We start from the raw sequence: 23569 nt of genomic DNA, 5'->3' as shown, positions 1-23569 counted from the left end.
CTGTCGACGCGCGCAAGGCGCGGCGAAAACCCTCCTCGCAAAGAAAAACCCCGCCGGAGCGGGGCATTTCGGTTCTCTTGTCACGAAGGGTCTCAGTCCTTCGAAGCGTATTTGATCGGCCGCCAGATGCGCTTGTTGGTCAGGTACAGAAGCACCGACAACAGCGCGAGGAAGATCACCCCGGTCAGACCGGCATGCTGGCGCGCCATCATCTTGGGCTCTGCCGTCCACATCAGGAAGGCCGACACGTCCTTGGCAAGGTCGTGCGTGTCATTGCCGTGGCCATCCGCATACTCCACCAGCCCGTCGTCCAGCGGCGGCGCCATCGAGATCCAGCCGCCGGGGAAGGCGGTGTTCTCGTAAAGCGTCACCCCGGCTTCGGTCTTTTCCTCGCCGGTATAGCCGGTCAGGAGCGAGTAGATGTACTCGGCCCCGCCCATGCCCTTGAAGAACTGGTTGATGCCGGTGCCGTAGGGGCCGTGGAACCCGGCCCGCGCCTTCGCCATCAGCGACAGGTCGGGCGCGCCGGCGGCATTGTTGGCCGGGAAGTTGTCGGTTTCCTTGGCGGGACGGAAATCGTCCAGGTCCGCGTCGAAGACCTCGAAGTTCTGGGCCGCGTAGGCGCGGACCTGGTCTGCGGGCAGGTGCGGACCGCCTTCGTCGGCCAGCGTGCGCAGCGGCACGTATTGCAGACCGTGGCAGCCGGCGCAGACCTCGGTGTAAACCTGAAGGCCGCGCTGAAGCTGGTGGTCGTCAAAGGTGCCGAACGGGCCCTCGAAGGAGAAGTCCACATCCTCGATATGGCCCGCGTCGCCCGCGGCCCAGGCCCCGGTTGCCGTCAGCGCCAGCGCGGTGACGGCCGAGATCGTGAGGGTCTTGATGGTCATTTGTCTTATGCCTCTCGATTATTCGCCGGGGGACACGACGGTCTTGGTGCCGCCGGTCTTGGGCGCATAGTGCGCATCGAAGTCGTCGGCGATGGTGGCCGGCGGGGTCAGCGGTTTCTCGATCACGCCCAGAAGCGGCAGGATCACCAGGAAATAGGCGAACCAGTAGGCCGAGGCGATCAGAGAGAAGGACGCATAGGGCTCTTCCGCGGGCATGGCGCCAAGCCACATCAGCGCGATGAAGTCGATCACCAGCAGCCAGAACCACCATTTGAACATCGGCCGGTAGCGGCCCGAGCGCACCGAAGAGGTGTCAAGCCAGGGCGCCAGCGCCATCACCGCGATTGCGCCGAACATCGCCAGCACGCCGAAGAACTTGGCGTCGATGATGCCACCGGTGATGAAGCTCGCGAACTGCACCACCCAGACCTCGGAGGTGAAGGCGCGCAAAATGGCGTAGAACGGCAGGAAGTACCATTCCGGCACGATGTGCGCGGGCGTCACCAGCGGGTTGGCCTCGATGTAGTTGTCCGGATGGCCCAGGTAGTTGGGCATGAAGCCCACGATGGCGAAGAACACCACCAGGATCACCGCCAGCGCGAACAGGTCCTTCAGCACGAAGTAGGGCCAGAACGGAACGGTGTCCTTTTCGGCTTCCGCCTTCGAGGTGCGGCGCACTTCGACACCGGTGGGGTTGTTGTTGCCCGTGGTGTGGAACGCCCAGATGTGCACCGCGACCAGCGCCGCGATCACGAAGGGCAGCAGGTAGTGCAGCGAGAAGAAGCGGTTCAGCGTGGCGTTGTCGACAGCCGGTCCGCCCAGCAGCCAGGTCTGGATCGGCTCGCCGATGAACGGAATGGCGCCGAACAGGCCGGTGATCACGGTCGCGCCCCAGAAGGACATCTGGCCCCAGGGCAGAACGTAGCCCATAAAGGCGGTGCCCATCATCGCCAGATAGATCAGCATGCCGATGATCCAGGTGATCTCGCGCGGGGCCTTGTAGGACCCGTAGTAGAGACCGCGGAAGATGTGCAGATAGACCGCGACGAAGAACAGCGAGGCGCCGTTCATGTGCAGGTAGCGGATGAAGTGGCCGCCGTTCACGTTGCGCATGATGTGCTCGATCGAGGCAAAGGCCAGATCGACATGCGGCGTGTAGTGCATCACCAGGATGATGCCGGTGACGATCTGCATCACAAGACAGAAGGTCAGCACGATGCCCCAGATCCACATCCAGTTGAGGTTCTTGGGCGTCGGAATCATGATCGTGTCATACAGCAGACCCGCGATCGGAAGACGCTTGTGCAGCCACTTTTCGCCGCTGGTCTTCGGTTCGTAATGGTCGTGTGGGATACCAGCCATCTATACGCTCCTTAACCCAGCAGAAGAGTGGTTTCGTTTTCGAACAGGGCGGGCGGGATGTGCAGGTTCTCCGGTGCCGGCCCTTTGCGGATGCGGCCCGCGGTGTCGTAGTGCGACCCGTGGCAGGGGCAGAACCAACCGCCGAACTCGCCCGCGCCATCACCCAGCGGCACGCAGCCCAGGTGGGTGCAGACGCCCATCTGGACCAGCCACTCGCCCGAGTTTTCGCCGTCGGCGGTGGCCAGGGTGCGGTTTTCGTCGGTCGCGGCGACATCGGCCCCGATGTTGGGGTTGCGGGCGATCGGATCGACCAGCTCGCTGACGTCGACCTGGCGGCCGTCGTTGATCTCTTCCTCGGTGCGGCGGCGGATGAAGACCGGTTTGCCCAGCCATTTCACCGTCAGCTGGGTGCCGGGCTCGATGCCCGAGACGTCAACCCGGATCGAGCTGAGCGCGCGCACGTCGGCGGAGGGGTTCATCTGATTGACCAGCGGCCAGACTGCGGCACCTGCCGCAACCGTGCCCGCACCTGCGGTGGCGTAGTAGAGAAAATCTCTGCGGGTGCCTTCGTGATCGTCTGCGTGGGACACGAGTGATCTCCATTTCAGCGCCAGAAACCTGGCATAATTATTCCCGGCTGCGCTCGCGAACGAACACAGCTCCCCGGAGGGGTGTTTAGCGTCGCACGGTAATGTCGTCCAGCATTCAAGAGCCCGTATTGCGCATCGCGCCTTAATGTCGCGGAAACACGGCAGTGGCGGATCAATTCAACCGTTTGGTGCCCTCGCCGGTAGCTTCTGAGAGGTTAGTCGTTATCCTTCTGGCACAGCCTTACCATATTTCGAGAATGTCATGATCGCACGTACCCCGAATCGAACCATCGGATTTATTATTGCCATCTGGATGACGCAGGCCGGCGGCGGCGCCGCCGAGACCGAGCTGAGCGTCTATCTCGGGGCGCAGGGCGTGGCCGCCTCAGACCTGAGTGGCAGCACCGGCGCCGGCAGTTTCGACACCAACCTCGCGTGGGAGGGCCGCTCTGACCAGATGCCGCTCTATTACGGTGTGCGCGGCACGATCTGGCAGCCGTCCGACTGGGGCTTCGGGGCCGAATTCACTCACAACAAGGTCTATGCCCCGGCGGATGAACTGTCCGGGACCGGCCTGACGCGGCTCGAGTTGACCGACGGACACAATATCCTGACCGCGAACGTGCTTCGCCGCTATCCCGGACTGCTTGGCAGCATCACCCCCTACTGGGGCGCGGGCCTTGGCATCGCGGTGCCGCACGTTGATGCACGCGACACCTCGGGCAACCGCACCTTCGAAATCGGCAACGCCGGACCGGCGGCACGGGCTTTCGTTGGGGTAAGCCTGCCGATCAGCGAAAACTGGTCGGCCTTCGGCGAGGTTCAGGCGACTTGGGCGGACCTTGATGTCGGTCTCGACGGTGGGGATCTGCAGACCCAGATCACCACGCAGGCCATCAACCTTGGCGTCAGCTTCAGTTTCTGACGCGTCGCGCGTTCAGTCCTTCGGCTCGGTCGCCTGCATTGACGGGCGCTGGCTGAAGGTCTCGTACCACTCGGCCAGCGCGGTGTTGCCGGTGCGCCAGCGGCGCGCCTCGTGGCGGAAATCGAGATAGCTGAGCGCGCAGGCCACCGAGATCTGGCCAATGTCCAGCGGTCCCTGCAAATGGCTCACCCACCGGGTGTTCAATGCCGAAACCGCGCGGTCGATCTTGGCCCATTGCCCCTCGACCCATTCCTGAGACCGCTGCGCCTCATCGCGGAAGCGATTCTCATAGACCATCAGCACCGCCGCATCCATGATCCCGTCGCCGGTCGCCTCCAGCGTCAGCACATCCCACTGGCGCTTGTCGGGATAGAGACCACCGCTGACACGCGCGTCCAAAAAGCGGCAAATCACCCGGCTGTCATAGATCGTCGGCGCATCGGGCCGGATCAGCGCCGGGATCTTGCCCACCGGATTGGCGGCAATCAACTCGGGCGACGGCCCGGTGGGCGAAGCCACCACGCGTTCATATTCGACCGCGTTCACCTGATCGGTTTCGTGCAACACCACCAGCACCTTGCGGACGAAGGGCGACGGGCCGGCCATCAGAAGCTTCATGCGGACTACCTCACGGGTGAAAGTTGCCGCCACGTTAGCAGGTCAGCCGGCCTTGTCCACGCCCTGCATCAGCGCCGCGAGAAAGGCGATCTCATGTCCGTGACCATAGCCCGCCACACTCTCGGCCGCCCGTTCGCGCACGTCCGCCGGCTTGTTCTGTCCAAGCTTCCATGTGCCGTCGATCTGTTCAATCACCAGCCGGAACGGCGCGATGGTGCGCATCATGCGGTCCAGCACCTCCGGGGTCATCTTCGACGAGGTCCAAGGTGCCTTCGGACGCAGACGTTCCTCGAACAGCGCCGTCTGCCGGTCGATCAGGTCGCGCAGCGCCTCTGGCGGCATCGGCAAGAGCTGCCCGGTCAGATGCACGGCCACGTAGTTCCACGTCGGCACCTGGTCGGCGACACCGTACCAGTCGGGCGAGATGTAGCTGTCTGGCCCCTCAACCGCGATACGCGCCGGTAGCGGCCCTGCGCAGGCCCGCGCGATGGGGTTCGAGCGCACAAGATGCAGCTCCGCCTGTCCACCATCTTCGGCCAGCAGAAAAGGCACGTGGCTCAGCAGCGGCGCGCCTGCCGGAGTGCTGACCGCGAGCGTGCCGAAACCCCGCTCTCGTGCGAAGGTCAGGTTGCGGGTCTCGGCTTCGCGACGAAAGACAGGGTTCGGGTGCATACGTCAGGCCACCAACTGGTGACCGTCGAAACCGGCTATCTTTGCGCGCACGATCTGGCCTTCTGGCTGCGCCGTGGCGAAACGCACCTCGGCAAACTGCTCGGTCCGCCCCATGTAGGGGTTTTCCATCAACACCTGATGAACACGGCCATTCTGTCTCGCCAGATGTTCGGTCACCCGCACCGCGCCGGCCGCCCGCAGGCGCTTGGCCCGCGCCTTGATTGCAGTGCCGTTCACCTGCGGCATCCGTGCCGCCGGGGTGCCGGGACGCGGCGAATAGGGAAAAACGTGCAGCCAAGTCAGGTCGCAATCTTCGACCAGCTTAAGCGAATTGTCGAACATCGCCTTGGTCTCGGTCGGGAAGCCGGCAATGATGTCGGCACCAAAGGTCATGTCGGGACGAAGCCTTTTTGCCTCTTCGCAGAAGGCAATTGCATCGTCGCGCAGGTGCCGCCGCTTCATTCGCTTGAGGATCATGTCGTCGCCAGCCTGCAACGACAGGTGCAGGTGCGGCATCAGCCGGGGCTCGGTGGCAATCGCCTCCATCAGCGCCGGGTCGGCTTCGATCGAATCGATCGACGAGATGCGCAGCCGCGCCAGATCGGGCACCAGCTTGAGGATGCGCCGCACCAGATCGCCCAGCCGGGGTGTCGCGGGCAGGTCCGCGCCCCAAGAGGTCAGGTCCACCCCGGTGAGCACGACCTCGTTGTAGCCCCGGTCCACCAGCCGCTTGATCTGGTCGACCACCACACCGGCCGGGACCGAGCGGGAATTGCCGCGGCCGTAGGGGATGATGCAAAAGGTGCAGCGATGATCGCAACCGTTCTGGACCTGTACGTAGGCGCGCGACCGCGTACCGAAGCCATCGATCAGATGGCCGGCGGTCTCGGTCACAGACATGATGTCATCAACCATGACCTTCTCGGTCTCGCCCACGAAGTCCGCGGCCATGCCCTTCCATGTTTCCGGCAGCATCTTCTCGGTGTTGCCGATCACGGCATCGACCTCGTCCATCGCGGCAAAGGTCTCGGGTTCGGTCTGGGCCGCGCAGCCGGTCACGATCAGCCGCGCCTGCGGGTTCTCGCGCCGCAGCTTGCGAATCTCCTGCCGGGCCTTGCGCACAGCCTCGGCCGTGACGGCGCAGGTGTTGATCACCACCGCGCCGTCCAGCCCGGCATCGGCGGCCAATTCCTTCATCGCCTCGGTCTCATAGGCGTTGAGGCGACAGCCCATGGTCGAAAACACGGGCGCGGTCATTTCAGGCTTTCCAAAAACTGGTCGGTCAGGGTGCCAGTGAAGACATGCATCGTCGGTCCGGTCATCCAGACGCCATCCGCGGTGACGCGAATGTGTATCACCCCGCCGTCAAGATGAATTGCCACCTCGGGTCCGGTCAGCCCGCGCCGATGCGCCGCAACGGCCGTGGCACATGACGACGATCCGGAGGCAAGGGTCACGCCCGTCCCGCGCTCCCACACCCGCATCCGCAGGGTGTCCTTGCCGATCAGGCTTGCGAACTGCACGTTGGTGCGCTCAGGGAACAATGGATGGTGCTCGATCTCCGCACCGCGCCCTTCGAGGTCCACCGCCTCCGCGTCATCGACAAAGAAGGTGCAATGCGGATTGCCCATGCCGGTGGCGACCGGGTCGCCATCGATCGGCAGACGCAGCGTATCCACCTCGCGCGCCAGAGGCACGCGGTCCCAGCGCATGTCGGGCGCACCCATGTTGACGCTGGTCAGCCCGTCCCCGGCATCCTTCGCCTCGAGGATCCGCGCACCGGTCTTTAGCCTCAGCGCCGCCTGGCCGCCCTCATTCATAAGATGACGTGCAATGCAGCGTGTGGCATTTCCGCAGGCCGCCGATAGCGAGCCGTCGGAGTTGTAGAATATCAGTTCGGCGTCAAGATTGTCGCTTGGCACGATCACCGCAAGCTGGTCGAACCCCACGCCCCGGTGCCGGTCGGACAGCGCCTGCGCCAGTGTCGCGGTCATCTCGACGGCGCGCGCACGGCCGTCCAGCACAACGAAGTCGTTGCCCAGCCCGTGCATCTTCATGAAGGGCAGATTGGTATCCGGGGTGCTGTTCATGGCGCGCATATACGCCGGTCGGGAAACCTTTTCCAGAGCCCGCGGTTTTTTCGCGTTTTCGGGGTTGACCCTAACCCGCGCTCTTTCTAGTAACCCCGCCAGTGGGCCGTTAGCTCAGTTGGTAGAGCAACTGACTTTTAATCAGTGGGTCGCAGGTTCGAATCCTGCACGGCTCACCACTGTCACAAAATTGCACGTCGCGACGTAGTACGCTTTTGGGCGTACTCAGGGTGGTTTTCATAATGTTGGAAGCGCCTTGCATGGCGGTATGCGGGACCCCGGGGGCCTGTGTCGTCCGCACGGTCCCCGGGGTCCCTGCCCATCCCTCTATCAGCCTGCAAGGCGATCAGGCACAGGGACGGGATGCGGGATATATTACTTGCGACGTTCGACGCGCACCGGGATCGGGCGCAGGTCATACGTCATTCCCCGGTCGGGCGACGCGAGAACGTGGAGCACGGCGTCCCGTGCGCCGGCGAACATCGAAAGCAGCGTGGTGTGTGAGCGGCGCATTGGCGGTCTCCTCCCAAGGTGTGGATACCGGGACAACGCCAATATGGCGCATCCGGTTCCTTGGATCAGGTCTCGCCGTTGGCTTCGTCGTCATGCCACGCACGCGGGAACGTCACGTGCAGTTCATATCGGCCGGGCTTCTCGACCACGTCGATCGAGCCGTTCAATTGCAGCACGAAGGATTCGATCAATCGCGACCCGAGCCCGGTGCCCGCCATCTTCAGACTGCCCTGCGGCGTCTTGCCGTCCTCGCCGGCCGGAGCGAGCGAGTTGACCACGCTCAGGCAGACGGTGTCGCCGTTGCTTTCCTTCAGCGCGATGTTGATCCAGGGCACCTCGCCCTGGGAACCGCCGCAATACTTCACCGCGTTGATTGCCGCCTCGGCCGCCAGCAGCGACACCGGAACCGACTGGTCCGGGTTGATCTCGATCGGATCAAGTTCGGTTGCGACGGAAATGCGATAGCCGGCCTCCTGCATGGTGCCGACAATCACGAGCTGCTGAATAATGTCCTCCAGCAACTTGTCTATCCGCACCAGCGAAAGCTTGCGCGCCAGATACAGGTAGCGGTGCACCGCCGACAGCGCCATCACCCGGTCTTGCACCCGGCGCAGAAGGTACTTCGCCTCGGTACTGTCGGTGGCCCTGATCTGCATGTTCATCATCGACGAGATCAGCTGAAGATTGTTCTTCACCCGATGGTGGACCTCGCGCAGAAGTACCGTCTTCTCCTGAAGGTCCTCTTCGCGCGCACGGTCCTGATCGGTGAGCCTGCCGGTCATGGCGCGGAAGGCCTCGGCCAATTCCTCAAGCTCCTGCGGAGCATTGTCCAGCCGGGCGTGGATGAAGTTGCTGTGGCCGCCGGCATAGAGCCGCAGCCACGACCGCAAGCGACGAACGTGGCGAATGACCAGCCGGTGCAGGCCGATCGAGGCCACCAGCGTGGCGATCACCCACATTGCAATGGGGAAATAGAGCGCGATGGCCTCGGCGTAGGCAGGCGTTACCAGACCGCGGTGACGCGGTTCCCAGCTGCCCAGAACGAAAACATCGTCGTCAAACACCGGCGCAACCACGAAGTCGCGGTCCAGACCTTCGCGGCTGACACCGCGAAACACCTGCCGCCCGCCGGTGGCCAACTCGGGCAGCGTCCGGTCTTCGGGAAGGACGGCACGTCGGCTGTCGTTGAACTCCTCGGTTGCCAGAACCTGACCATCGGCCTGAAACAGCACAAGGTCGGCGTTTGGTGCGGCGGCGGTCAGGGCGTTCTGCAAGGCCGAGAGCGGCAGGGCGACCCAGATCGTGCCCAGCATTCGATCTTCGACGATCACCGGGACCGTGACATTGACCGTGACGACCCCACCAAGAAATTCGAGCGAGCGGAGGAAGATTCCCGGTGCGCCGGGCTGGAGTGTCTCGCTCAGCGTCTCGAAGGCGCCCAGCAGGCTTTCATCGCGATCCCGCGACGAACACACCAGATCAAATTCCGTATCGGTGTAACCCGCGAAGACGATGGACGGATTGCGCTGAACCATCTGGCGCATCACGGCGTCGCAGTCGGTGTCGGAGGTGCGCAACAGCGGCAGCATCAGGCTGAGCGTCTCGGCCGCGCCCGAGGCAGCGCCAAACAAGCCGCGGCTGGCCGACGCGGCCTGTTGGGTGGCATCCTGAAGCGCAGCGCCCGACAGGGTTCGCCGATCCTCGATCACCTTTTTTGTCTGGTAGACCGAGATCAGCCCAAGCGGAAGCATTGCGATACTGAGCACGAAGATCAGACGCAATGCCAGTCCCGGTCGGGAGAACCGGCGCGGTTCTCCTCTTTTCGGATTCATGCAGCCGGTTTTCCCGTTACCACGGCAAGGGTCGCTGCGTCGGTCATCTCAAGTTCGTCCTCATCACTCAGATGCATCAGTTCGGACAGGCGCTTACGGGCGCGGTTCGTGCGGCTCTTGATGGTTCCGACGGCACAACCGCACATTTCGGCGGCATCCTCGTAGGAAAAGCCTTCGGCCCCTACCAAAATCAGCACTTCGCGCTGCTCATCCGTCAGTTTTGCAAAGGCCGAACGAAAGTCGGTCATCGCGAGGTGACCATCATGCGCGGGTTTTTCGGACAGTTTGCCAGCCATCTTGCCATCGGGATCTTCAACTTCACGCCGGCGCTTGCGGTAAAGCGAATAGTATGTGTTGCGCAAGATGGTAAACAGCCAGGCCCGCAGATTGGTCCCGGTCTGAAACTTGTCGAAATTACCCCATGCTTTCACAACAGCATCCTGCACGAGGTCATCGGCCGCGGCCGAATTCCTTGTCAGGCTCATCGCGAAGGCACGCATTGCGGGGAGATGCTCTACCAACTCCTCCCTCGGGTCCTTGACATTGCTCACTGCTCATCCTCGGACGTGGGTTCGGAGTTTGCCTGTTCCTTCTGACGCAGTTGGTCGAGCAGTTGCGTAAACCTGTCAGGCAACGGTTCCTGCGCCACGTCTGCGTACACGCGTCTTAGGTTTTCATCAATTTGTTGTTCCAACTTGGAAGTCCCGGATTTATTTGCCATTGCACCGACGTTTCTGCATCATTGAACGAGCGGTTTTTCACGCTCGCTCGGGAACATAACACAAGGATCAGCGTTTGGTTCCCTGCTGAGCATTATTTTTGAGGGACACCCATGACCGACACAGCAAGTCAGCAAGACCTGACGCACCAGATCGCCCAGGAACTTCCCTATCTGCGGCGCTATGCGCGGGCCCTGACCGGCAAACAGCAATCGGGCGACAATTATGCTGCGGCCACGCTCGAGGCAATTCTCGAGGATGACGGCATCCTGCGCAGCGGCTTGGCGCCCAAGACGGCGCTATTCAAGGCATTCCATCAGATTTGGGTCTCCTCCGGGTCGCCCATCGATGACGCCGAGGATCCCTCGACCCCCGAAGCCCGCGCGCAGAAGCGTCTGGCGGGGCTGACCAAGAACACCCGCGAGGCGCTGCTGCTGCACAGCATCGAAGGGTTCGATACGGCGCAGATCGCGGAGATCCTGGAGGAGCCCGAAGACGACGCCGCGGAGCTTCTGTCGATCGCGCGGCGCGAGATGCAGAGCAACATCGAAAGCCGCATCCTCGTGATCGAGGACGAAGCGATCATCGCCATGGACATTATCGCCATCGTTGAACACATGGGCCATATCGTCACCGGCAACGCGCGGACCAAGAACGAAGCCGTGGCATTGGCTCGCAAGGATCCGCCGGACATGATCCTCGCCGACATCCAACTGGCAGACAATTCGTCGGGCATCGATGCGGTAAAGCACATCCTGAAAGAGACCGGCGACATGCCGGTGGTCTTCATCACGGCCTTCCCGGAGCGTCTGCTGACCGGCGAGCGGCCCGAGCCGACCTTCCTGATCACCAAGCCCTACACCGAGATGCAGGTCCAGTCGGCGGTCAGCCAGGCTACATTCTTCGCCAGCACAGACACCCTCAAGGCCTGAGGCCTGCTGCCTGAACGGAAAAACCCTGCACCGCAAGGCGCAGGGTTTTTTCGTTCGGTCATGGCATCCGCCCGTCAGGGTGCACGACCCCGCATGGCGCGCATCACTAGGGCGGCGACGAACAGGACCAGGAAGATGACGAACAGGATCTGAGCGATCCCGGCAGAGGCCGACGCGATTCCGCCAAAACCAAAGAGGCCTGCGATCAGGGCGACGACGAGGAATAGTAATGCCCAATAAAGCATAGCTTTCTCCTTCGTGAAGTTTGCGGTTACGATTGGGCTGTCAACCGACGGATCGCATCATGGTTCCCCATGGACGACCCGTTTAATCCGTCAGTTCAGGAGGTTGAGAGCGAAGGGAACCGAAGGCGCCGGGATGCGTTATCTCTACGAGGACTCTGTTTGCAAAAGGGGAAAACATAATGGCCACCGCCACCAAGACGACTGCCGCCGCCACGCCGGAGAAGGATATCGAGCAGCTTTCGCAACAGATCGCTGCGCTGAAAAAGGACATTGCGGGAATCACCACGACCCTGTCCAACCTCGGAAGCTCGACAAGTGCCGCAGCCGTCAGCACTGCCAAGCGCACGGCGGAAGACCTGCGCCTTGCCGGTGAGCGCAAGGTCGCCGAAGCGCAGACAACGGCCGAGGATCTGGGCAAGCAGGCTGCCGAGGCCGTGCGCCAGCAGCCGGCTGCCGCGATGGGGCTAGCCGTCGGAATAGGCTTCCTGCTCGGCTTCATGTCGGGCCGGAAATAACCGGTGAGAGCCTACTTCACGACGCTCCAGTGGCGCGCTCGGCTTGCCGCCCGTGCCGCCGCCTTTTCCGTCATCGGCATCGTCTTCAGCCTCGTTGGCCTAGTCTTCCTGACCGTTGCGCTGTGGTATCTGATCGCCATGAGCCAGGGACCGCTGGTGGCCTATACCGTCCTCGGCGGACTGTACCTTCTGCTTGGCATCATCTTCCTTGCGTTCGGATCACGCACCCGCCGCTATGGCGCGGTGCCGCCCGCAACGGCGGTGCCTCCGGCTCCGGTGGTCCCGCGCGAGCCTCTGGTGCAATTGGCGGAAGGATTTGCGATGGGGCTTGCCGCGGGACGCCAGGCCCGCAGCAAGAAGGAATGACGCCTAGTACTCGGTGTCCTTCAGCGCGTCGAGAATCATCAGGTCCGAAAACGGCCGGACCAGCATGCTCCAGCCGCTGTCGCGGACCCGATCGTAATCGTCCTCACCCTTGGTGAGCACGATATGTGCACCGCGATCGACCAGATCGCGGTGCAGGCCGCTATCCACCACCTGCGCATAACGCATCCCCAGGATAGCAGCGGTGATCCGCCCTTCGCCCGCCACATGGGCGCCGACTTCGGACGGTTGCTTGACCCGAATGACCCGGCATTCGCCGGCAGCTTTCAGTGATCCTTCGATATCTTCAGCGACAAGAGCATCATGCTCGAGCAACAGGAAAACACGCACAGGCATGACCTCCGAAAACGAGTCGTTTGACCCGTGAATAGACATCCGATCCCCTCCTAAGAGATTCCACTGTGCATTTAATTTGGATGTCGCGCATTAATCTGTGACATAGTTCGACAGATAAATGCCGGCCGGGAGCAACTTACTTTGGCAATACATTGTTCAGCCTGCCCCTTGCGCGGCCGTCCAATCTTCGATCCGATGACCGAGGCTGAAATCGCCTTCATGGCCAAGTTCAAGGTTGGCGAACTCGAGGTCGAGGCAGGCGCGACGCTGATGATGGAGGGCTCGAGCTCGCCGCAGCTCTACACCGCGCTCACAGGCATGGGGTTGCGCTACAAGACGCTGGAAAACGGAAACCGGCAGGTCATCAACTTCGTTCTGCCCGGCGACTTCATCGGCCTTCAGGCCGGTGTGATGCAGCAGATGAAACATTCGGTCGAAGCCACCACCCGGATGCGGCTGTGCGTCTTCGACCGCAAGAACCTCTGGACGCTGTTCCGCGATCACCCGGACCGCGCCTTCGACCTGACATGGGTCGCCGCGGTCGAAGAGCACTATCTGGGCGAGACACTTGCCGTGATTGGCCGCATGGAGGCGATCGAGCGCGTCGCCCGTGCCTTCGTGAAATTGTTCGATCAGGCCGCCGCGCTGGGCCTGACCAAGGAAGCACGGATGCGGCTGCCCTATCGCCAGCAGGACCTCGCCGATGCCATCGGCCTGTCGCTTGTGCACACCAACAAGATGGTCAAGCGCTTGCGTCAGGACGGGCTGGCCGAGTGGCACGACGGGGTGCTGGACATTCACGACTACGAGGCGCTGTGCAAAGTGGCGCACATGCCGCCGACCTACGCCCCGGAAAAGCGCCCTCTGATGTGACTTGAGGCTTGTCAGTCCGAGATGACGGCTGCATCCTTGTCGCCGCGTCCATGGATCCGCTCGCGCGGCCACCACTCCGGATGCTCGGCGCGGATGAACTCCATCAGTCGTTCGCGCAACTGCATCTCGACCTCCCAGCCGGTCGAGGGGTCCGGGGTCATGACATAGAGCGTGACCTCCTGCCCCTCGGCGCTGTGATCGGTGACGAAACATGACAATTGATCGGGTTCGATCACGCCGTCGGTGTCCTCGGCAACCTTCATGAACCTGTCGCGCAGCGCGTCCACATCAGCGGAGTGATCCAGCGTCAGCTTGATCGTCTTCATCATCCGCGCATCCTTGACCGACCAGTTCTCGAAAGGTTTTGACACGAAATACTTCACCGGCACGATGATCCTGCGCTCGTCCCAAGTGCGCAGGCGCATGAAGGTGTAGAAGATACTCTCGACATAAGCCCAGTCTCCTTCGAATTCGACGCTGTCACCGATGCGCACAGGCTTGGCCAGCGCGATCTGCAACGAGGCAAGGATGTTGCCAAGCACCGCCTGCCCCGCGATCCCCAGCAATACTGTCAGCACCCCGGCCGAGGCCAGCAGCGTGATCCCCAGCGACTCGAAGAGGTTCAGCCGCATGAGAATGAAGATCAGCGCGAAACCAACCATCAACAACACGATCACCCGTCGCAATGCGTAGATCGAGGTATAGAGTTCGCGCTTGTCGAGGTTCCGGGCGTCGTCGATCTCACCGATATAGCGCAGGGTGATCCGGTCAAGCACCGCGTCCACCACTCGCAGTGCGGCCATCCCGGCACCGGTGGTCATGGCAATCACCAATAGCGGCTGCACGATGCTGGTTACTGGCCCCGAGAAGGACATCGCCAATCCCAGCACCACCTGCGCCGCAACCGCCACGGCAAACAGCGCCAGCGGAAATCCGGCGTTGGAGAACGCTGTGCGAAGAAACCGGTTCTCCAGTCGCGCCGCAATCCAGTCGACGCCGTTGTGTACGATCCACCCCAACGCAACCAGCATTGTCAGCATGATCGGCATCGCGATCCATTCCCACAGCCGAAGCCCGGCGACCTCGCGCTTCATCGCGCCCGGAATGAACCGTTCGAATGGACGCGGACCGAAGGCGTCATGCAACGCCGGAATGTCCTCAACCGTCTGCGGGGTGAACATCCAAACGGCCTGTTCGTCGCCGTCGGTGGTGTACCGCCCCAGGCGAATCTCATAGGCGCGTCCATCCAGTTCGAACAGCTTCAGCCCCAGATCGCGCCGCACCTGGCCCGCCTGAGGGTTGTTGCCGGACCCGTCTTCCACCAGCGCGTCGGGGCGCGACGGCAGCCCCGACCAGTCGATCCAGACCCGGCGGTTGATGACCTGATACAGCTGCCGTGCCAGAAGCGGCCCAGTCTGGGCCTGCTGGTCTTCGGCGATGGATTTGAGGTTAAGAGCGTGCGCTGCCTCGTCGAAACGTCCGGCGTCGGCGGCCTCGATGAAACTGCGGACTGCGGCGCGCGGTGTCTCGAATTCCACCGGCTCCGGCCTCGGACCCAATCCGGCGTTCAATGCTTCGACGTGGTAGAAAGCCTGTGACTCGTCCTGCGCAGCGACAGGCACGGCAATCAGGGACAGGGAGACAAGATAAAGAAGACCAAGCAGGCGAAGCATGGGTTCCGAACGCGCTTCGGCACTGATGGTTCCTGAAAAGAAAAAGGCGCCGGGGAATGCTCCCGGCGCCTGTCGCGAAATGATCAGACCGTGGTGGAGTGACGACGGCCCCAGTCATCTACTTCGCGCTCGGCTTCTTCGCGCGTCTTGCCGTACTTCTCTTGGATCTTGCCGACAAGCTGGTCGCGTTCGCCTTCCATCCTGTCCAGTTCGTCATCGGTGAGCTCGCCCCATTGTTCTTTGGCGCTGCCCTTCATCTGTTTCCATTGGCCTTTGACTTGGTCCCAGTTCATGACGTTCTCCTTTCGAATGTCGTGTATCCGGGCAACGCCCTTCGCGCCGCGGAAGTTCCGTCAGCGGCACGGGAACAAATTCGTGAAGGTCACGTTTGCAAAGACATGGAAAACACACCCCTCCAAGGCGATCAGGTCGTCCGTTCCGCAGTTATCGTGATCGCTGTGGTCATGGTTTTCGCAGTCCTCAAAATCGGTGAAGACATCTTCGCGCCCATCGTGCTGGCCACGGTAGGAGGCGTCATGCTGGCGCCCCTGACCGACTGGTTGTGCAGGCGCGGATTCAACAGCGGGCTCGCCGCTTCGCTGGTGCTGCTAAGCGGCATGATCCTGCTGGGTCTCATCATAATCCTTGTCGAGCCGGTGATCTGGCGCGTGGCCGATGCCCTGCCCCGCATCAAGTTGGAGATGCGCGAGGTGGTGGATGAAGTACGCGCCGTGATCCGTGGTCTGGACGAGGTCAACCGCGAGGTTGAGGAAGCGCTCGGCACCGAAAATAATGGCACCGCGTCAGAGGAAGAGGGCGAAAGCGTGATGCCCAACCTGACCGATGCGTTGCTGTTTGCGCCCGTCTTCATTGCACAGTTCTTCATTTTCCTCGGCACATTGTTCTTCTTCCTGCTGACACGCCGGGGCATCTATATCTGGGTGTCGCGCCGCATTGGATCGTCGTCCGACACGTTTACCATCATGCGCCGCTTCACCACTGCCGAACGGCTGGTGTCGCGCTATTTCCTCACCATCACAATGATCAACTTCGGACTCGGCGCGGCGCTTGGCAGTGCGATGATCCTGATCGGACTGCCCGCGCCGATCATCTGGGGACTGCTGGCGGCAACGTTGAACTTCATCCTCTACCTTGGTCCGATCGCAATGGCGGTGGGCCTGTTCATCGCCGGTCTGGTGGCCTTCGACGGGTTCATGGTGATGGCACCGCCCCTGATTTACCTGTGCCTGAACATGATCGAGGCGCAATTCGTGACGCCGTCTCTGGTGGGCAAGCACATTTCGGTCAACCCGCTGCTGATCTTCGTGTCGCTGGTGTTCTGGCTGTGGCTCTGGGGCCCGATCGGCGCTTTCATCGCCATCCCCGTTCTCGCCATTGCGCTGGTGATGCTGGATGTTTTCGACAAGGACGCCGCCAGGAATTCCGGCGCCCCCGCGACAGCTTCGGCCAAGACCGCCGAGGCGGGCTGAGGTACAAGCCATTCAACGACATACGACCCGACGGGTAATCCCCGTCGGGTTTGTCCGTCTCCCGGTTTTAGACGCTGGACAAGAAAAGGCCCCCGTCGTTTTTCAGACGGGGGCAGGCACCCGAGGGACAGGCGGGGTGCTATGGGCTTGCTTGGGGAAAGATGAGGGATGCAAGCCCGGGACATCGTCGACGCGCAGCGCGTCATCTATTCGTTAACACCCGGTTCGCGAATTGGTTCCCGCTGTTCCGAACTTTTTTCAAATATTTTCTTCGGTCTCTTCGACAGCCTCATCCGCGGGATTTTCGCCATGGCGCGCAAGGCGCACGCCATCGTCAGGTGTCTTGACGTGATCGGCGACGAAAGCATTGCGCTGGCCGGGGGCTTGGTCGCGTCCGACGGTGGTATCCTGCGCGGTCTGAAGCTCAAGCTCGGCATTCAGCAGCGCGCCCAGCAGCACCACATAGGCACTGATGTAGAACCACAGCAGCAACGCCACCACCGCACCGATGGATCCGTAGACCTCGTTCAACGAACCAAAATTGCGCAGGTAGATCGAGAATGCCGCCGATCCCACCGTCCAGGTCAAAAGCGCAAACAACGCGCCCGGCGTCAGCCAGGACACGCGAGCGCCGCGCCGATTGGGACCATAGCGATAAAGCAGCCCGACGCAGAACAGGAAGACGCTCAACAGGATCACCCACTTCATAGAAGTGATCAGCAGCTCGATCCCGACCGGCACCGTCACGATGGCAAGGATCACCGGAACCATGACCACGGCAGCAAAGGCAAACAGTGCCACCCCAACCAACAGCGCCGTAAGCCCGACCGCCATAGCGTATCGCACGATCGGGTTGGTGCGATGGCTCTCGCGATAGACCGCGTTCAACCCGCGGATCAACGCCGCCACCGCCTGCCGGGAAGTCCAGAGCGCGGCGAGGATCGACAAGAGGCTGGTCAATTGCAGGGTCGAGTCGTTCGATGCAATCAGCACCGCGATCTGGTCCTCAACGATCAGGAAGGCCGCCTCGGGCACCAGACGCTCTGCCATGTCGAGCTGGCCGGCAATGGTCGCCGGGTCGGCGATGAACCCCCAGATCGAGATCACGGCGGCGATACCGGGGAACAATGACAGCATCGCGTAAAACGCGACCCCCGCCGAGATAAGGCCCAAATTGCGGGCATCGGACTCCGCAAGGACCCGTTTCGCTACCTTCCACCAGATGCGCATCCCGAACTCGGCGGGCGACGACGCTTGTGCCGCTGTCTTTTCGGTTTCGGCCACGCTCAATCCTTGGAAGCCCGCGGACCCGCAATCAGCCAGATGATGAAGCCCAAGAGCGGAAGGATCAGGATCAGCACTACCCAAAGGACCTTCTTGCCGGTGCCCGCACGCGATCCGACGACCGAAATGATGGCCCAGAGATCGAGGATCAAAAGGATAAGGCCGCCAAGGCCAGTTATTTCCAACATCAGTCGAGGTCTCCTTGCCAGCCGGGCTGTGGCCGCCGCGGCGGAACGCGCACAGCAAGCCCTTGTAAACGCACAGCATACGTTACCGGTTCCGCACCGAATCGGAAATCTATTTTCAGGCAGGTTGGAAACCAATTGGTCACCTGCCGGTTGGTCTGCTGTGGCGCCGCACGACTGCGGCGCAATGAATGAACCAGGAAGGAAACACGTTATGAAACGCATCCTCGCAACGACCGCGCTTGTTGCCCTGACCGCCTCGGCCGCATTCGCGGAATCGCATGTCGCAGCCGACGATGGCACCAAGATGGAAGCCACTGCTTCCACTGAAATGAACACCGATGCCTCGATGGAACCGATGGCAGAAGTTGACGGCCTGACCATCAACGCTTCGGACCTGCTTGGCAAACGCGTCTACGTGCGCGGCGAAGCCAATGCAGAAGCCGAAATCGGTGACACCATGGCAGAGCCCGACGCCGATTGGGAAGACGTGGGCGAAATCGGTGATGTGATCATTTCCGAAGACGGTCAGATCGAATCTGTCGTGCTGGACGCCGGTGGCTTCCTCGGATTGGGCGAGAAAGAAATCTCGACCTCGATGGACGAATTGAAGTTCGTGCGTGAAGAAGGCGACGAAGAGGAATACTTCGTGGTCTACACCGGCGACCGTGCCGCTCTGGAAGAGCAGGACGAGCTTGATCGTGACATGACCCGCGACGAAGGCTGGACCTTCTATGGTGACCGTGGCGAACAGGCCGAGATGGAAGACGGTGAACGCGTCGACACCGTTGCGGTGACCGAGCAAGCCGAAGCCGAGTCCGTGACCGGCGACGCCGAAATGGAGAAATCCGAAGACGTCACCGAAACGGAAAACCCCACCGAGGAGTCCGACACCGTCGTGATCACCGGCGATACCGACGCTGCCACCGATGCGTCGACAACTGACATGGCCGAGAACGAAGAGGCCATGGAAGAGACCGAAGAGAACCGCGAAGCCAATGTCGTCGACGAAGACATGGAACGTTCGGACGCTGCGGGTCGTGACTTCATGACCGCCGAAGACCTCGACGGCCTGAACGTCTATGACGGCACGGGTGAAGACATCGGCGAGATCTCGGACCTTGTCGTCGGCATGGACGGACGCATCACCGCCGTGATCGTCGACGTCGGCGGCTTCCTCGGCATTGGCGAGAAGCCCGTCGCCCTGTCGTTCGACAAAATCGAAATCGGTCGTGACGAAAACGGTTCTCTGGTCGCCTCGACGGCCTACACCGAAGAAGAGATGAAGTCGGCAGACTCCTGGGAATACTAAGTTTCCCTCAATTAGCGAGTGAGAACCGGGCTCTTCGGAGCCCGGTTTTTTTCTAGACCTCTTCCGCGAAATGACAGGCCGAACGAGACGCGCCGACCTCGCGCAGCCTCGGCCGTTCGCGGGTGCAGATGTCCTGCGCCAGCGGGCAGCGCGGGTGAAACGCGCAGCCGGACGGCGGATTGATCGGATCGGGTATCTCGCCTTCGGGCGGCTGGACCTCACGGCCGAAACCATCCATCTTGGGCGCCGCTTCGAGCAGCATTTTCGTATAGGGATGTTTCGGGGCGCTGAACAGGTCCTCCGGCGCAGCCTCTTCCACCAGCCGCCCTAGGTACAGCACACCGATCATGTCCGCCATGTGCCGCACCACGGTCAGATCGTGACTGATGAAGACATAGGTCAGCCCGAAATCATCCTTCAGGTCGCTCATCAGGTTCAGCACCTGCGCCTGCACCGAGACATCGAGCGCCGAGGTCGGCTCATCGCAGACGATCAGCCGCGGCTCGCTGGCCAACGCCCGCGCGATGCAGATCCGCTGGCGCTGACCGCCCGAGAATTCGTGCGGGAACTTGCCCGCGTCCTTAACCGACAGCCCGACCTGCTCCAGCAGCTTCTCCGCAAGCCCCTCCGTCTTGCCGCCGCGCGCGGCCACCGGTTCCACGATGATGTCCTTGACGCGCCAACGCGGATTGAGTGAGGCGAAAGGGTCCTGAAAGATCATCTGGATGTCGGACCGGATCGCATCCACCTTGGCCTCGTCCGTTTCGGTGGCCAGGTCGACACCCTCGATCTCAACCATGCCATCCGAGGGACGCAGAAGTCCCACCAGCATCTTGCCAATGGTCGACTTGCCCGATCCGCTTTCGCCCACCAACGCATAGGTGGACCGCTCCGGCACCTCAAAATCGACCTCCGATACCGCCGTTAGAAAGGCCTTGCCGCGTCGTTCGAGCACACGGTTCAACCAAGGTTTGGACACGTCGAAGACGCGGCTGAGGTTGTTCACCCGGACAAGCGCCATCAGAGCACCCTTTCTTCTTCGACAAGGGGATGCCAACAGGCGGCCATTCCGCTTTCGACCTTGGGCGGCGGTGGCGTCCGACAAACCTCGGTGGCGCGCGGGCATCGCGGATTGAAGGCACAGCCGTCGGGCACTGCATCCAGACGCGGCATCGCGCCGGGGATCTGGTGCAGCCGTGCCTTGCCGGCCGAGGCCAGCGGGGTCGATGCCATGAGGCCGTGGGTGTAGGGATGCTGCGGCCGGGTCAGCACCTGTTCGACCGGGCCAAGCTCGGCCAGCCGCCCCGCATACATGACCGCGACCCGGTCGGTCGCCTCGGCGATCACGCCCATATCGTGGGTGATCAGCATGACAGCCGTGCCACGCTCATGGCACAGTCGCTTCAGCAGCGCGATGATCTGCGCCTGCACCGAGACGTCGAGCGCCGTGGTCGGTTCGTCCGCGATGACGAGGCTCGGCTCGGCACAAAGCGCAAGGGCGATGACAACCCGTTGCCGCATCCCGCCCGAGAACTCGTGCGGGTAGGAATCGACCCGCTCCGATGCGCCGGGAATGCCGACCTCTTCCAGCGCTTCGACAGCGCGCCTGCGGGCCTGGCTTTCGCTGATCCGAAGGTGCGTGCGCATGGTCTCGACCAGCTGATCGCCGATCCTCAGAAGCGGATTGAGCGAGGTCAGCGGGTCTTGGAAGACCATGCCGATCTCCTTGCCGCGGAGCCGCCGCATCGCTTCACCGCGCAAGCCGTCGATGCGCTTGCCGTTCAGCCAGATCTCGCCCGAGGCGATATGCGCCGGGGGCGAAAGCAACCCGATCACCGCATTGCCGGCCATCGACTTGCCCGCGCCGGATTCACCGACAACGCCAAGGATTTCGCCCCTAGCAATGTCGTAACTCACATTGTCCACCGGCTTCACGATTCCATGACGCGTCGGGATTTCGACCGAAAGATTACGGATGGAGAGGACTGTTTCGCTCATGACGGCTGTCCTTTCGATAGGCATGCAGCCACCTTGCTTTGCAGCGGGTGGGCGCCTCGGTGCGATCGATCATCCTTCTCGCAGCGCGGCCAGACGCACCCTGCGAACCTGATGTGGTTACGCGGTAAGACTTGCGCTGGGTTCATCAACGCAGCCTCGGGTTCAGCGCGTCACGCAGCCAGTCGCCCAGCAGGTTCACGCTCAGCGCCAGCGACAGCAGCGTCACGGCGGGAAAAAACAGGATCCACCATTCGCCCGAGAACAGGAAACCCTGCCCGATCCGGATCAACGTGCCCAGCGACGGCTGCGTCGGCGGTGCACCCACGCCGAGGAACGACAGCGTCGCCTCGGCGATGATCGCCAGCGCCAGCGAAATGGTGGCGATCACCAGCACCGGGGACAGTACGTTGGGCAGAATGTGCCGCAGCATGATCGCCCCCTTGGTGCGCCCGATCAGCCGCGCCGCCTGAACGTATTCCTTGTTCTTCTCAACCAGCGTGGCCCCGCGGACCACGCGGGCGAACTGCACCCAGTCCGACAGGCCGATGGCGAGGATCAGCACCCAGATCGCCATCTGGTCGCGGTACTCCACCGGAGTGATCCCCTTGGCGATGCCAAAGATCAACATGGCCACAAGAATGGAAGGAAAGGTCAACTGCACGTCGGCGGTGCGCATGATGATGGTCTCAAGCCATCCGCCGATATAGCCCGACACCAACCCCAGCGTGATCCCCAGCACCATGGCAAAGGCAACCGCCGCGACGCCGACGAAAAGCGAGATCCGCATCCCGTAGAGGATGGTCGAGAATACGTCCCGCCCCTGGTCGTCGGTGCCCAGCAGGAAGGTGTCCCCGGTAAAGGCGTTGGGTTCCATCGGCGGGGTGAAACCGTTCATCAGGTTCAGCGAGGCGGGATTGAACGGGTTGGTCGGCGCGATCAGCGGCGCGAAAACCGCCGAGAGCACGAGGATCAGCACCACCATCGCCGAAATCACCGCCACCGGCGATCGGCGAAAGGTGTAGAAGACGTCGCTTTCCAGCGCGAGGCGCATCCGCGACTTCGGCGGCGGCGCAAGCGGCGCGTCTGAGGGCATATCGGGCCTGTCGGTCATCAGTGGCCTCCGGTCCGGTCCGCGCGCAAGCGCGGGTCAATGAAGTAGTAAAGGATGTCCACCAGCAGGTTGATGCCCACGAACATCACCGAAATCAGCATCAGGTAGGCCGCCATCACCGGAATATCGACGAACTGGATCGCGTTGATGAACAACAGCCCGACGCCCGGCCACTGGAACACGGTCTCGGTGATGATGGCGAAGGCGATGATCGCCCCCAGTTGCAAGCCGATCACGGTGATCACCGGAACCATGGTGTTTTTCAGCGCGTGGTGGAAGTTCACCGCCCGCGTCTTCAGCCCGCGGGCGCGGGCAAAGCGGATGTAATCCTGCCGCAGCACTTCCAGCATCTCGGACCGCACCAGCCGCATGATCAGCGTCATCTGGTACAGCCCCAGCGTAATCGACGGCAGGATCAGCGCCTTCAGCCCGCTCTCGGTCAGGAAACCGGTTTTCCAGCCGCCAATCTCGACCACCTCACCGCGGCCGAAACTGGGCAGCCAGCCAAGCTCGACCGAGAAGACATAGATCAGCAGGATGCCGATCAGGAAGGTCGGCAGCGAGACCCCGATCAGCGACGCCGACATGATCGCATTGGCCAGCACGCCGTTGCGGCGGATCGCGGTGAAGACGCCCAGCGCGATGCCGAACACGATGGCAAGGATGCCGGACACCGCCGCCAGTTCCAGCGTCGCCGGGGCGCGTTCAAGCAAGATGTCAGTGACCGGACGTCCCTGCCTGTAGCTGACGCCGAAATTGCCCTGCACGGCCTCCTGCAGGAACTTGACGTACTGCACCACGAAGGACCGGTCGAGGCCAAGCTGTTCGCGCAACCGCGCGATATCCTCGGCGGTGCGCTCCTGACCAAGCATGTTGTCGATCGGATCGCCGACGAAATTGAACATGGAGAAGGCCACGAGGCCGACCACCAGAAGCACGAGAATGGACTGGCCGACGCGGCGGATGATGAAAGCTAGCATGGCGCCAAAAGATAACGGGCGGTCTGGGGCGTCAAGGTCAAAA

The 23569-nt window shown here is 62.2% G+C and carries 28 protein-coding genes and 1 tRNA gene; 8 read left to right on the top strand and 21 right to left on the bottom strand.

The features are described 5' to 3' along the window. Positions 1-92 precede the first annotated feature (92 nt). Genes AC04PT_RS07150 through petA form a run of 3 tightly spaced genes read right to left on the bottom strand, consistent with a single transcriptional unit; the run spans position 93 to position 2839 of the window. On the bottom strand, positions 93-887 hold the full coding sequence (locus AC04PT_RS07150) for a cytochrome c1 (protein WP_482872928.1): 795 nt from the start codon (positions 885-887) through the stop codon (positions 93-95). Positions 888-905: 18 nt separating this feature from the next. After that, a complete protein-coding gene (petB, locus tag AC04PT_RS07145; RefSeq protein ID WP_482872927.1) occupies positions 906-2249 on the bottom strand; it encodes a cytochrome b in 1344 nt (447 codons plus the stop codon). A gap of 11 nt (positions 2250-2260) precedes the next feature. After that, entirely contained in the window at positions 2261-2839 is a 579-nt protein-coding gene (gene petA / locus AC04PT_RS07140; protein WP_482872926.1) for a ubiquinol-cytochrome c reductase iron-sulfur subunit, read from the bottom strand. A gap of 262 nt (positions 2840-3101) precedes the next feature. Here petA and AC04PT_RS07135 point away from each other — a divergent pair, with 262 nt between their 5' ends. Next, complete coding sequence (locus AC04PT_RS07135) at positions 3102-3764, top strand: lipid A oxidase (RefSeq protein WP_482872925.1); 663 nt, start codon at positions 3102-3104, stop codon at positions 3762-3764. Positions 3765-3776: 12 nt separating this feature from the next. Here the strand turns inward: AC04PT_RS07135 and AC04PT_RS07130 are convergent, their stop codons facing one another. The 4 genes from AC04PT_RS07130 to dapF are packed head-to-tail and all read right to left on the bottom strand — an operon-like array spanning position 3777 to position 7153. After that, the gene (locus AC04PT_RS07130) at positions 3777-4382 is read right to left on the bottom strand and encodes a glutathione S-transferase (RefSeq protein ID WP_482872923.1); all 606 of its coding nucleotides are present in this window, start codon (positions 4380-4382) and stop codon (positions 3777-3779) included. A gap of 42 nt (positions 4383-4424) precedes the next feature. Next, complete coding sequence (locus AC04PT_RS07125; protein ID WP_482872922.1) at positions 4425-5054, bottom strand: FMN-binding negative transcriptional regulator; 630 nt, start codon at positions 5052-5054, stop codon at positions 4425-4427. A gap of 3 nt (positions 5055-5057) precedes the next feature. Beyond that, positions 5058-6311 carry a tRNA (N(6)-L-threonylcarbamoyladenosine(37)-C(2))-methylthiotransferase MtaB gene (mtaB, locus tag AC04PT_RS07120; protein WP_482872921.1) on the bottom strand — a complete coding sequence of 418 codons (1254 nt, stop codon included), beginning with the start codon at positions 6309-6311 and terminating at the stop codon, positions 5058-5060. After that, entirely contained in the window at positions 6308-7153 is an 846-nt protein-coding gene (gene dapF, locus AC04PT_RS07115; RefSeq protein ID WP_482872920.1) for a diaminopimelate epimerase, read from the bottom strand. The genes mtaB and dapF overlap by 4 nt, the downstream gene beginning before the upstream one ends. Positions 7154-7247: 94 nt before the next feature. Between dapF and AC04PT_RS07110 the strand changes: the two genes are divergently transcribed. After that, positions 7248-7323: transfer RNA gene (locus AC04PT_RS07110), tRNA-Lys, on the top strand. Positions 7324-7519: 196 nt separating this feature from the next. On the opposite strand, the gene AC04PT_RS07105 is transcribed toward AC04PT_RS07110, so the two are convergent. From AC04PT_RS07105 to AC04PT_RS07090, 4 genes are all read right to left on the bottom strand, one after another. Next, positions 7520-7657 carry a hypothetical protein gene (locus AC04PT_RS07105; RefSeq protein WP_482872919.1) on the bottom strand — a complete coding sequence of 46 codons (138 nt, stop codon included), beginning with the start codon at positions 7655-7657 and terminating at the stop codon, positions 7520-7522. A 65-nt stretch (positions 7658-7722) separates the two neighbouring features. Beyond that, positions 7723-9489 (bottom strand): sensor histidine kinase, encoded by a 1767-nt coding sequence (locus tag AC04PT_RS07100; protein ID WP_482872918.1) that lies wholly within the window; start codon positions 9487-9489, stop codon positions 7723-7725. Beyond that, positions 9486-10040: an RNA polymerase sigma factor gene (locus AC04PT_RS07095; RefSeq protein ID WP_482872917.1), complete on the bottom strand. Its 555-nt coding sequence runs from the start codon at positions 10038-10040 to the stop codon at positions 9486-9488. The genes AC04PT_RS07100 and AC04PT_RS07095 overlap by 4 nt, the downstream gene beginning before the upstream one ends. Next, positions 10037-10210 carry a NepR family anti-sigma factor gene (locus AC04PT_RS07090; RefSeq protein WP_482872915.1) on the bottom strand — a complete coding sequence of 58 codons (174 nt, stop codon included), beginning with the start codon at positions 10208-10210 and terminating at the stop codon, positions 10037-10039. The genes AC04PT_RS07095 and AC04PT_RS07090 overlap by 4 nt, the downstream gene beginning before the upstream one ends. A gap of 111 nt (positions 10211-10321) precedes the next feature. On the opposite strand from AC04PT_RS07090, the gene AC04PT_RS07085 reads away from it, so the two are divergent. Next, a complete protein-coding gene (locus AC04PT_RS07085) occupies positions 10322-11140 on the top strand; it encodes a response regulator (RefSeq protein WP_482872914.1) in 819 nt (272 codons plus the stop codon). Between the two features lie 74 nt (positions 11141-11214). On the opposite strand, the gene AC04PT_RS07080 is transcribed toward AC04PT_RS07085, so the two are convergent. Next, positions 11215-11385, bottom strand: a complete 171-nt coding sequence (locus tag AC04PT_RS07080) for a DUF1328 domain-containing protein (protein WP_482872913.1) — start codon at positions 11383-11385, stop codon at positions 11215-11217. A gap of 179 nt (positions 11386-11564) precedes the next feature. Here AC04PT_RS07080 and AC04PT_RS07075 point away from each other — a divergent pair, with 179 nt between their 5' ends. Then, a complete protein-coding gene (locus AC04PT_RS07075; protein ID WP_482872912.1) occupies positions 11565-11900 on the top strand; it encodes an ElaB/YgaM/YqjD family protein in 336 nt (111 codons plus the stop codon). 3 nt (positions 11901-11903) lie between these two features. Further along, on the top strand, positions 11904-12266 hold the full coding sequence (locus AC04PT_RS07070; RefSeq protein ID WP_482872911.1) for a phage holin family protein: 363 nt from the start codon (positions 11904-11906) through the stop codon (positions 12264-12266). A 3-nt stretch (positions 12267-12269) separates the two neighbouring features. Here the strand turns inward: AC04PT_RS07070 and AC04PT_RS07065 are convergent, their stop codons facing one another. Further along, positions 12270-12659, bottom strand: a complete 390-nt coding sequence (locus AC04PT_RS07065) for a hypothetical protein (RefSeq protein WP_482872909.1) — start codon at positions 12657-12659, stop codon at positions 12270-12272. 102 nt (positions 12660-12761) lie between these two features. On the opposite strand from AC04PT_RS07065, the gene AC04PT_RS07060 reads away from it, so the two are divergent. Continuing rightward, positions 12762-13493, top strand: coding sequence for a Crp/Fnr family transcriptional regulator (locus AC04PT_RS07060; protein ID WP_482872908.1), 732 nt, complete (start codon positions 12762-12764; stop codon positions 13491-13493). 11 nt (positions 13494-13504) lie between these two features. Here AC04PT_RS07060 and AC04PT_RS07055 read toward each other — a convergent pair whose 3' ends face one another. Together AC04PT_RS07055 and AC04PT_RS07050 are read right to left on the bottom strand one after the other, a co-directional pair. Further along, positions 13505-15166, bottom strand: coding sequence for a mechanosensitive ion channel family protein (locus AC04PT_RS07055; protein ID WP_482872907.1), 1662 nt, complete (start codon positions 15164-15166; stop codon positions 13505-13507). Positions 15167-15249: 83 nt separating this feature from the next. After that, entirely contained in the window at positions 15250-15459 is a 210-nt protein-coding gene (locus AC04PT_RS07050) for a CsbD family protein (RefSeq protein WP_482872906.1), read from the bottom strand. Between the two features lie 105 nt (positions 15460-15564). Between AC04PT_RS07050 and AC04PT_RS07045 the strand changes: the two genes are divergently transcribed. After that, positions 15565-16656, top strand: a complete 1092-nt coding sequence (locus AC04PT_RS07045) for an AI-2E family transporter (protein WP_482872905.1) — start codon at positions 15565-15567, stop codon at positions 16654-16656. 258 nt (positions 16657-16914) lie between these two features. Here the strand turns inward: AC04PT_RS07045 and AC04PT_RS07040 are convergent, their stop codons facing one another. Next, positions 16915-17940, bottom strand: a complete 1026-nt coding sequence (locus AC04PT_RS07040; protein WP_482872903.1) for a YihY/virulence factor BrkB family protein — start codon at positions 17938-17940, stop codon at positions 16915-16917. A gap of 2 nt (positions 17941-17942) precedes the next feature. Then, complete coding sequence (locus AC04PT_RS07035; protein ID WP_482872902.1) at positions 17943-18128, bottom strand: PLDc N-terminal domain-containing protein; 186 nt, start codon at positions 18126-18128, stop codon at positions 17943-17945. 211 nt (positions 18129-18339) lie between these two features. Here AC04PT_RS07035 and AC04PT_RS07030 point away from each other — a divergent pair, with 211 nt between their 5' ends. Then, the gene (locus tag AC04PT_RS07030; protein WP_482872900.1) at positions 18340-19437 is read left to right on the top strand and encodes a PRC-barrel domain-containing protein; all 1098 of its coding nucleotides are present in this window, start codon (positions 18340-18342) and stop codon (positions 19435-19437) included. 52 nt (positions 19438-19489) lie between these two features. Here the strand turns inward: AC04PT_RS07030 and AC04PT_RS07025 are convergent, their stop codons facing one another. The 4 genes from AC04PT_RS07025 to AC04PT_RS07010 form a co-directional block, all read right to left on the bottom strand. Further along, on the bottom strand, positions 19490-20458 hold the full coding sequence (locus AC04PT_RS07025) for an ABC transporter ATP-binding protein (protein ID WP_482872899.1): 969 nt from the start codon (positions 20456-20458) through the stop codon (positions 19490-19492). Then, complete coding sequence (locus tag AC04PT_RS07020) at positions 20458-21435, bottom strand: ABC transporter ATP-binding protein (RefSeq protein ID WP_482872898.1); 978 nt, start codon at positions 21433-21435, stop codon at positions 20458-20460. Before AC04PT_RS07020 ends, AC04PT_RS07025 begins: the two co-directional genes overlap by 1 nt. 145 nt (positions 21436-21580) lie before the next feature. After that, entirely contained in the window at positions 21581-22546 is a 966-nt protein-coding gene (locus AC04PT_RS07015; RefSeq protein ID WP_482872897.1) for an ABC transporter permease, read from the bottom strand. Further along, positions 22546-23526, bottom strand: coding sequence for an ABC transporter permease (locus AC04PT_RS07010; protein ID WP_482872896.1), 981 nt, complete (start codon positions 23524-23526; stop codon positions 22546-22548). Before AC04PT_RS07010 ends, AC04PT_RS07015 begins: the two co-directional genes overlap by 1 nt. Between the last annotated feature and the right edge of the window lie 43 nt (positions 23527-23569).

The organism is Litorisediminivivens sp. KMU-197, from assembly GCF_056858395.1.
Note: the sequence above shows the minus strand (reverse complement) of the source record. Positions and strands in the feature narration are given on the sequence as shown.

Excerpts from the sequence above, each read along its gene's own strand:
- AC04PT_RS07020 (WP_482872898.1), bottom strand. The coding sequence starts at position 21,435 with ATGAGCGAAACAGTCCTCTCCATCCGTAATCTTTCGGTCGAAATCCCG.
- AC04PT_RS07125 (WP_482872922.1), bottom strand. The coding sequence starts at position 5,054 with ATGCACCCGAACCCTGTCTTTCGTCGCGAAGCCGAGACCCGCAACCTG.
- AC04PT_RS07055 (WP_482872907.1), bottom strand. The coding sequence starts at position 15,166 with ATGCTTCGCCTGCTTGGTCTTCTTTATCTTGTCTCCCTGTCCCTGATT.
- mtaB (WP_482872921.1), bottom strand. The coding sequence starts at position 6,311 with ATGACCGCGCCCGTGTTTTCGACCATGGGCTGTCGCCTCAACGCCTAT.
- AC04PT_RS07030 (WP_482872900.1), top strand. The coding sequence starts at position 18,340 with ATGAAACGCATCCTCGCAACGACCGCGCTTGTTGCCCTGACCGCCTCG.
- AC04PT_RS07050 (WP_482872906.1), bottom strand. The coding sequence starts at position 15,459 with ATGAACTGGGACCAAGTCAAAGGCCAATGGAAACAGATGAAGGGCAGC.
- AC04PT_RS07090 (WP_482872915.1), bottom strand. The coding sequence starts at position 10,210 with ATGGCAAATAAATCCGGGACTTCCAAGTTGGAACAACAAATTGATGAA.
- AC04PT_RS07015 (WP_482872897.1), bottom strand. The coding sequence starts at position 22,546 with ATGACCGACAGGCCCGATATGCCCTCAGACGCGCCGCTTGCGCCGCCG.
- dapF (WP_482872920.1), bottom strand. The coding sequence starts at position 7,153 with ATGCGCGCCATGAACAGCACCCCGGATACCAATCTGCCCTTCATGAAG.
- AC04PT_RS07010 (WP_482872896.1), bottom strand. The coding sequence starts at position 23,526 with ATGCTAGCTTTCATCATCCGCCGCGTCGGCCAGTCCATTCTCGTGCTT.
- AC04PT_RS07100 (WP_482872918.1), bottom strand. The coding sequence starts at position 9,489 with ATGAATCCGAAAAGAGGAGAACCGCGCCGGTTCTCCCGACCGGGACTG.
- AC04PT_RS07065 (WP_482872909.1), bottom strand. The coding sequence starts at position 12,659 with ATGTCTATTCACGGGTCAAACGACTCGTTTTCGGAGGTCATGCCTGTG.
- AC04PT_RS07105 (WP_482872919.1), bottom strand. The coding sequence starts at position 7,657 with ATGCGCCGCTCACACACCACGCTGCTTTCGATGTTCGCCGGCGCACGG.
- AC04PT_RS07080 (WP_482872913.1), bottom strand. The coding sequence starts at position 11,385 with ATGCTTTATTGGGCATTACTATTCCTCGTCGTCGCCCTGATCGCAGGC.
- petB (WP_482872927.1), bottom strand. The coding sequence starts at position 2,249 with ATGGCTGGTATCCCACACGACCATTACGAACCGAAGACCAGCGGCGAA.
- AC04PT_RS07025 (WP_482872899.1), bottom strand. The coding sequence starts at position 20,458 with ATGGCGCTTGTCCGGGTGAACAACCTCAGCCGCGTCTTCGACGTGTCC.
- AC04PT_RS07035 (WP_482872902.1), bottom strand. The coding sequence starts at position 18,128 with ATGTTGGAAATAACTGGCCTTGGCGGCCTTATCCTTTTGATCCTCGAT.
- AC04PT_RS07150 (WP_482872928.1), bottom strand. The coding sequence starts at position 887 with ATGACCATCAAGACCCTCACGATCTCGGCCGTCACCGCGCTGGCGCTG.
- AC04PT_RS07085 (WP_482872914.1), top strand. The coding sequence starts at position 10,322 with ATGACCGACACAGCAAGTCAGCAAGACCTGACGCACCAGATCGCCCAG.
- AC04PT_RS07045 (WP_482872905.1), top strand. The coding sequence starts at position 15,565 with ATGGAAAACACACCCCTCCAAGGCGATCAGGTCGTCCGTTCCGCAGTT.
- AC04PT_RS07075 (WP_482872912.1), top strand. The coding sequence starts at position 11,565 with ATGGCCACCGCCACCAAGACGACTGCCGCCGCCACGCCGGAGAAGGAT.
- AC04PT_RS07130 (WP_482872923.1), bottom strand. The coding sequence starts at position 4,382 with ATGAAGCTTCTGATGGCCGGCCCGTCGCCCTTCGTCCGCAAGGTGCTG.
- AC04PT_RS07135 (WP_482872925.1), top strand. The coding sequence starts at position 3,102 with ATGATCGCACGTACCCCGAATCGAACCATCGGATTTATTATTGCCATC.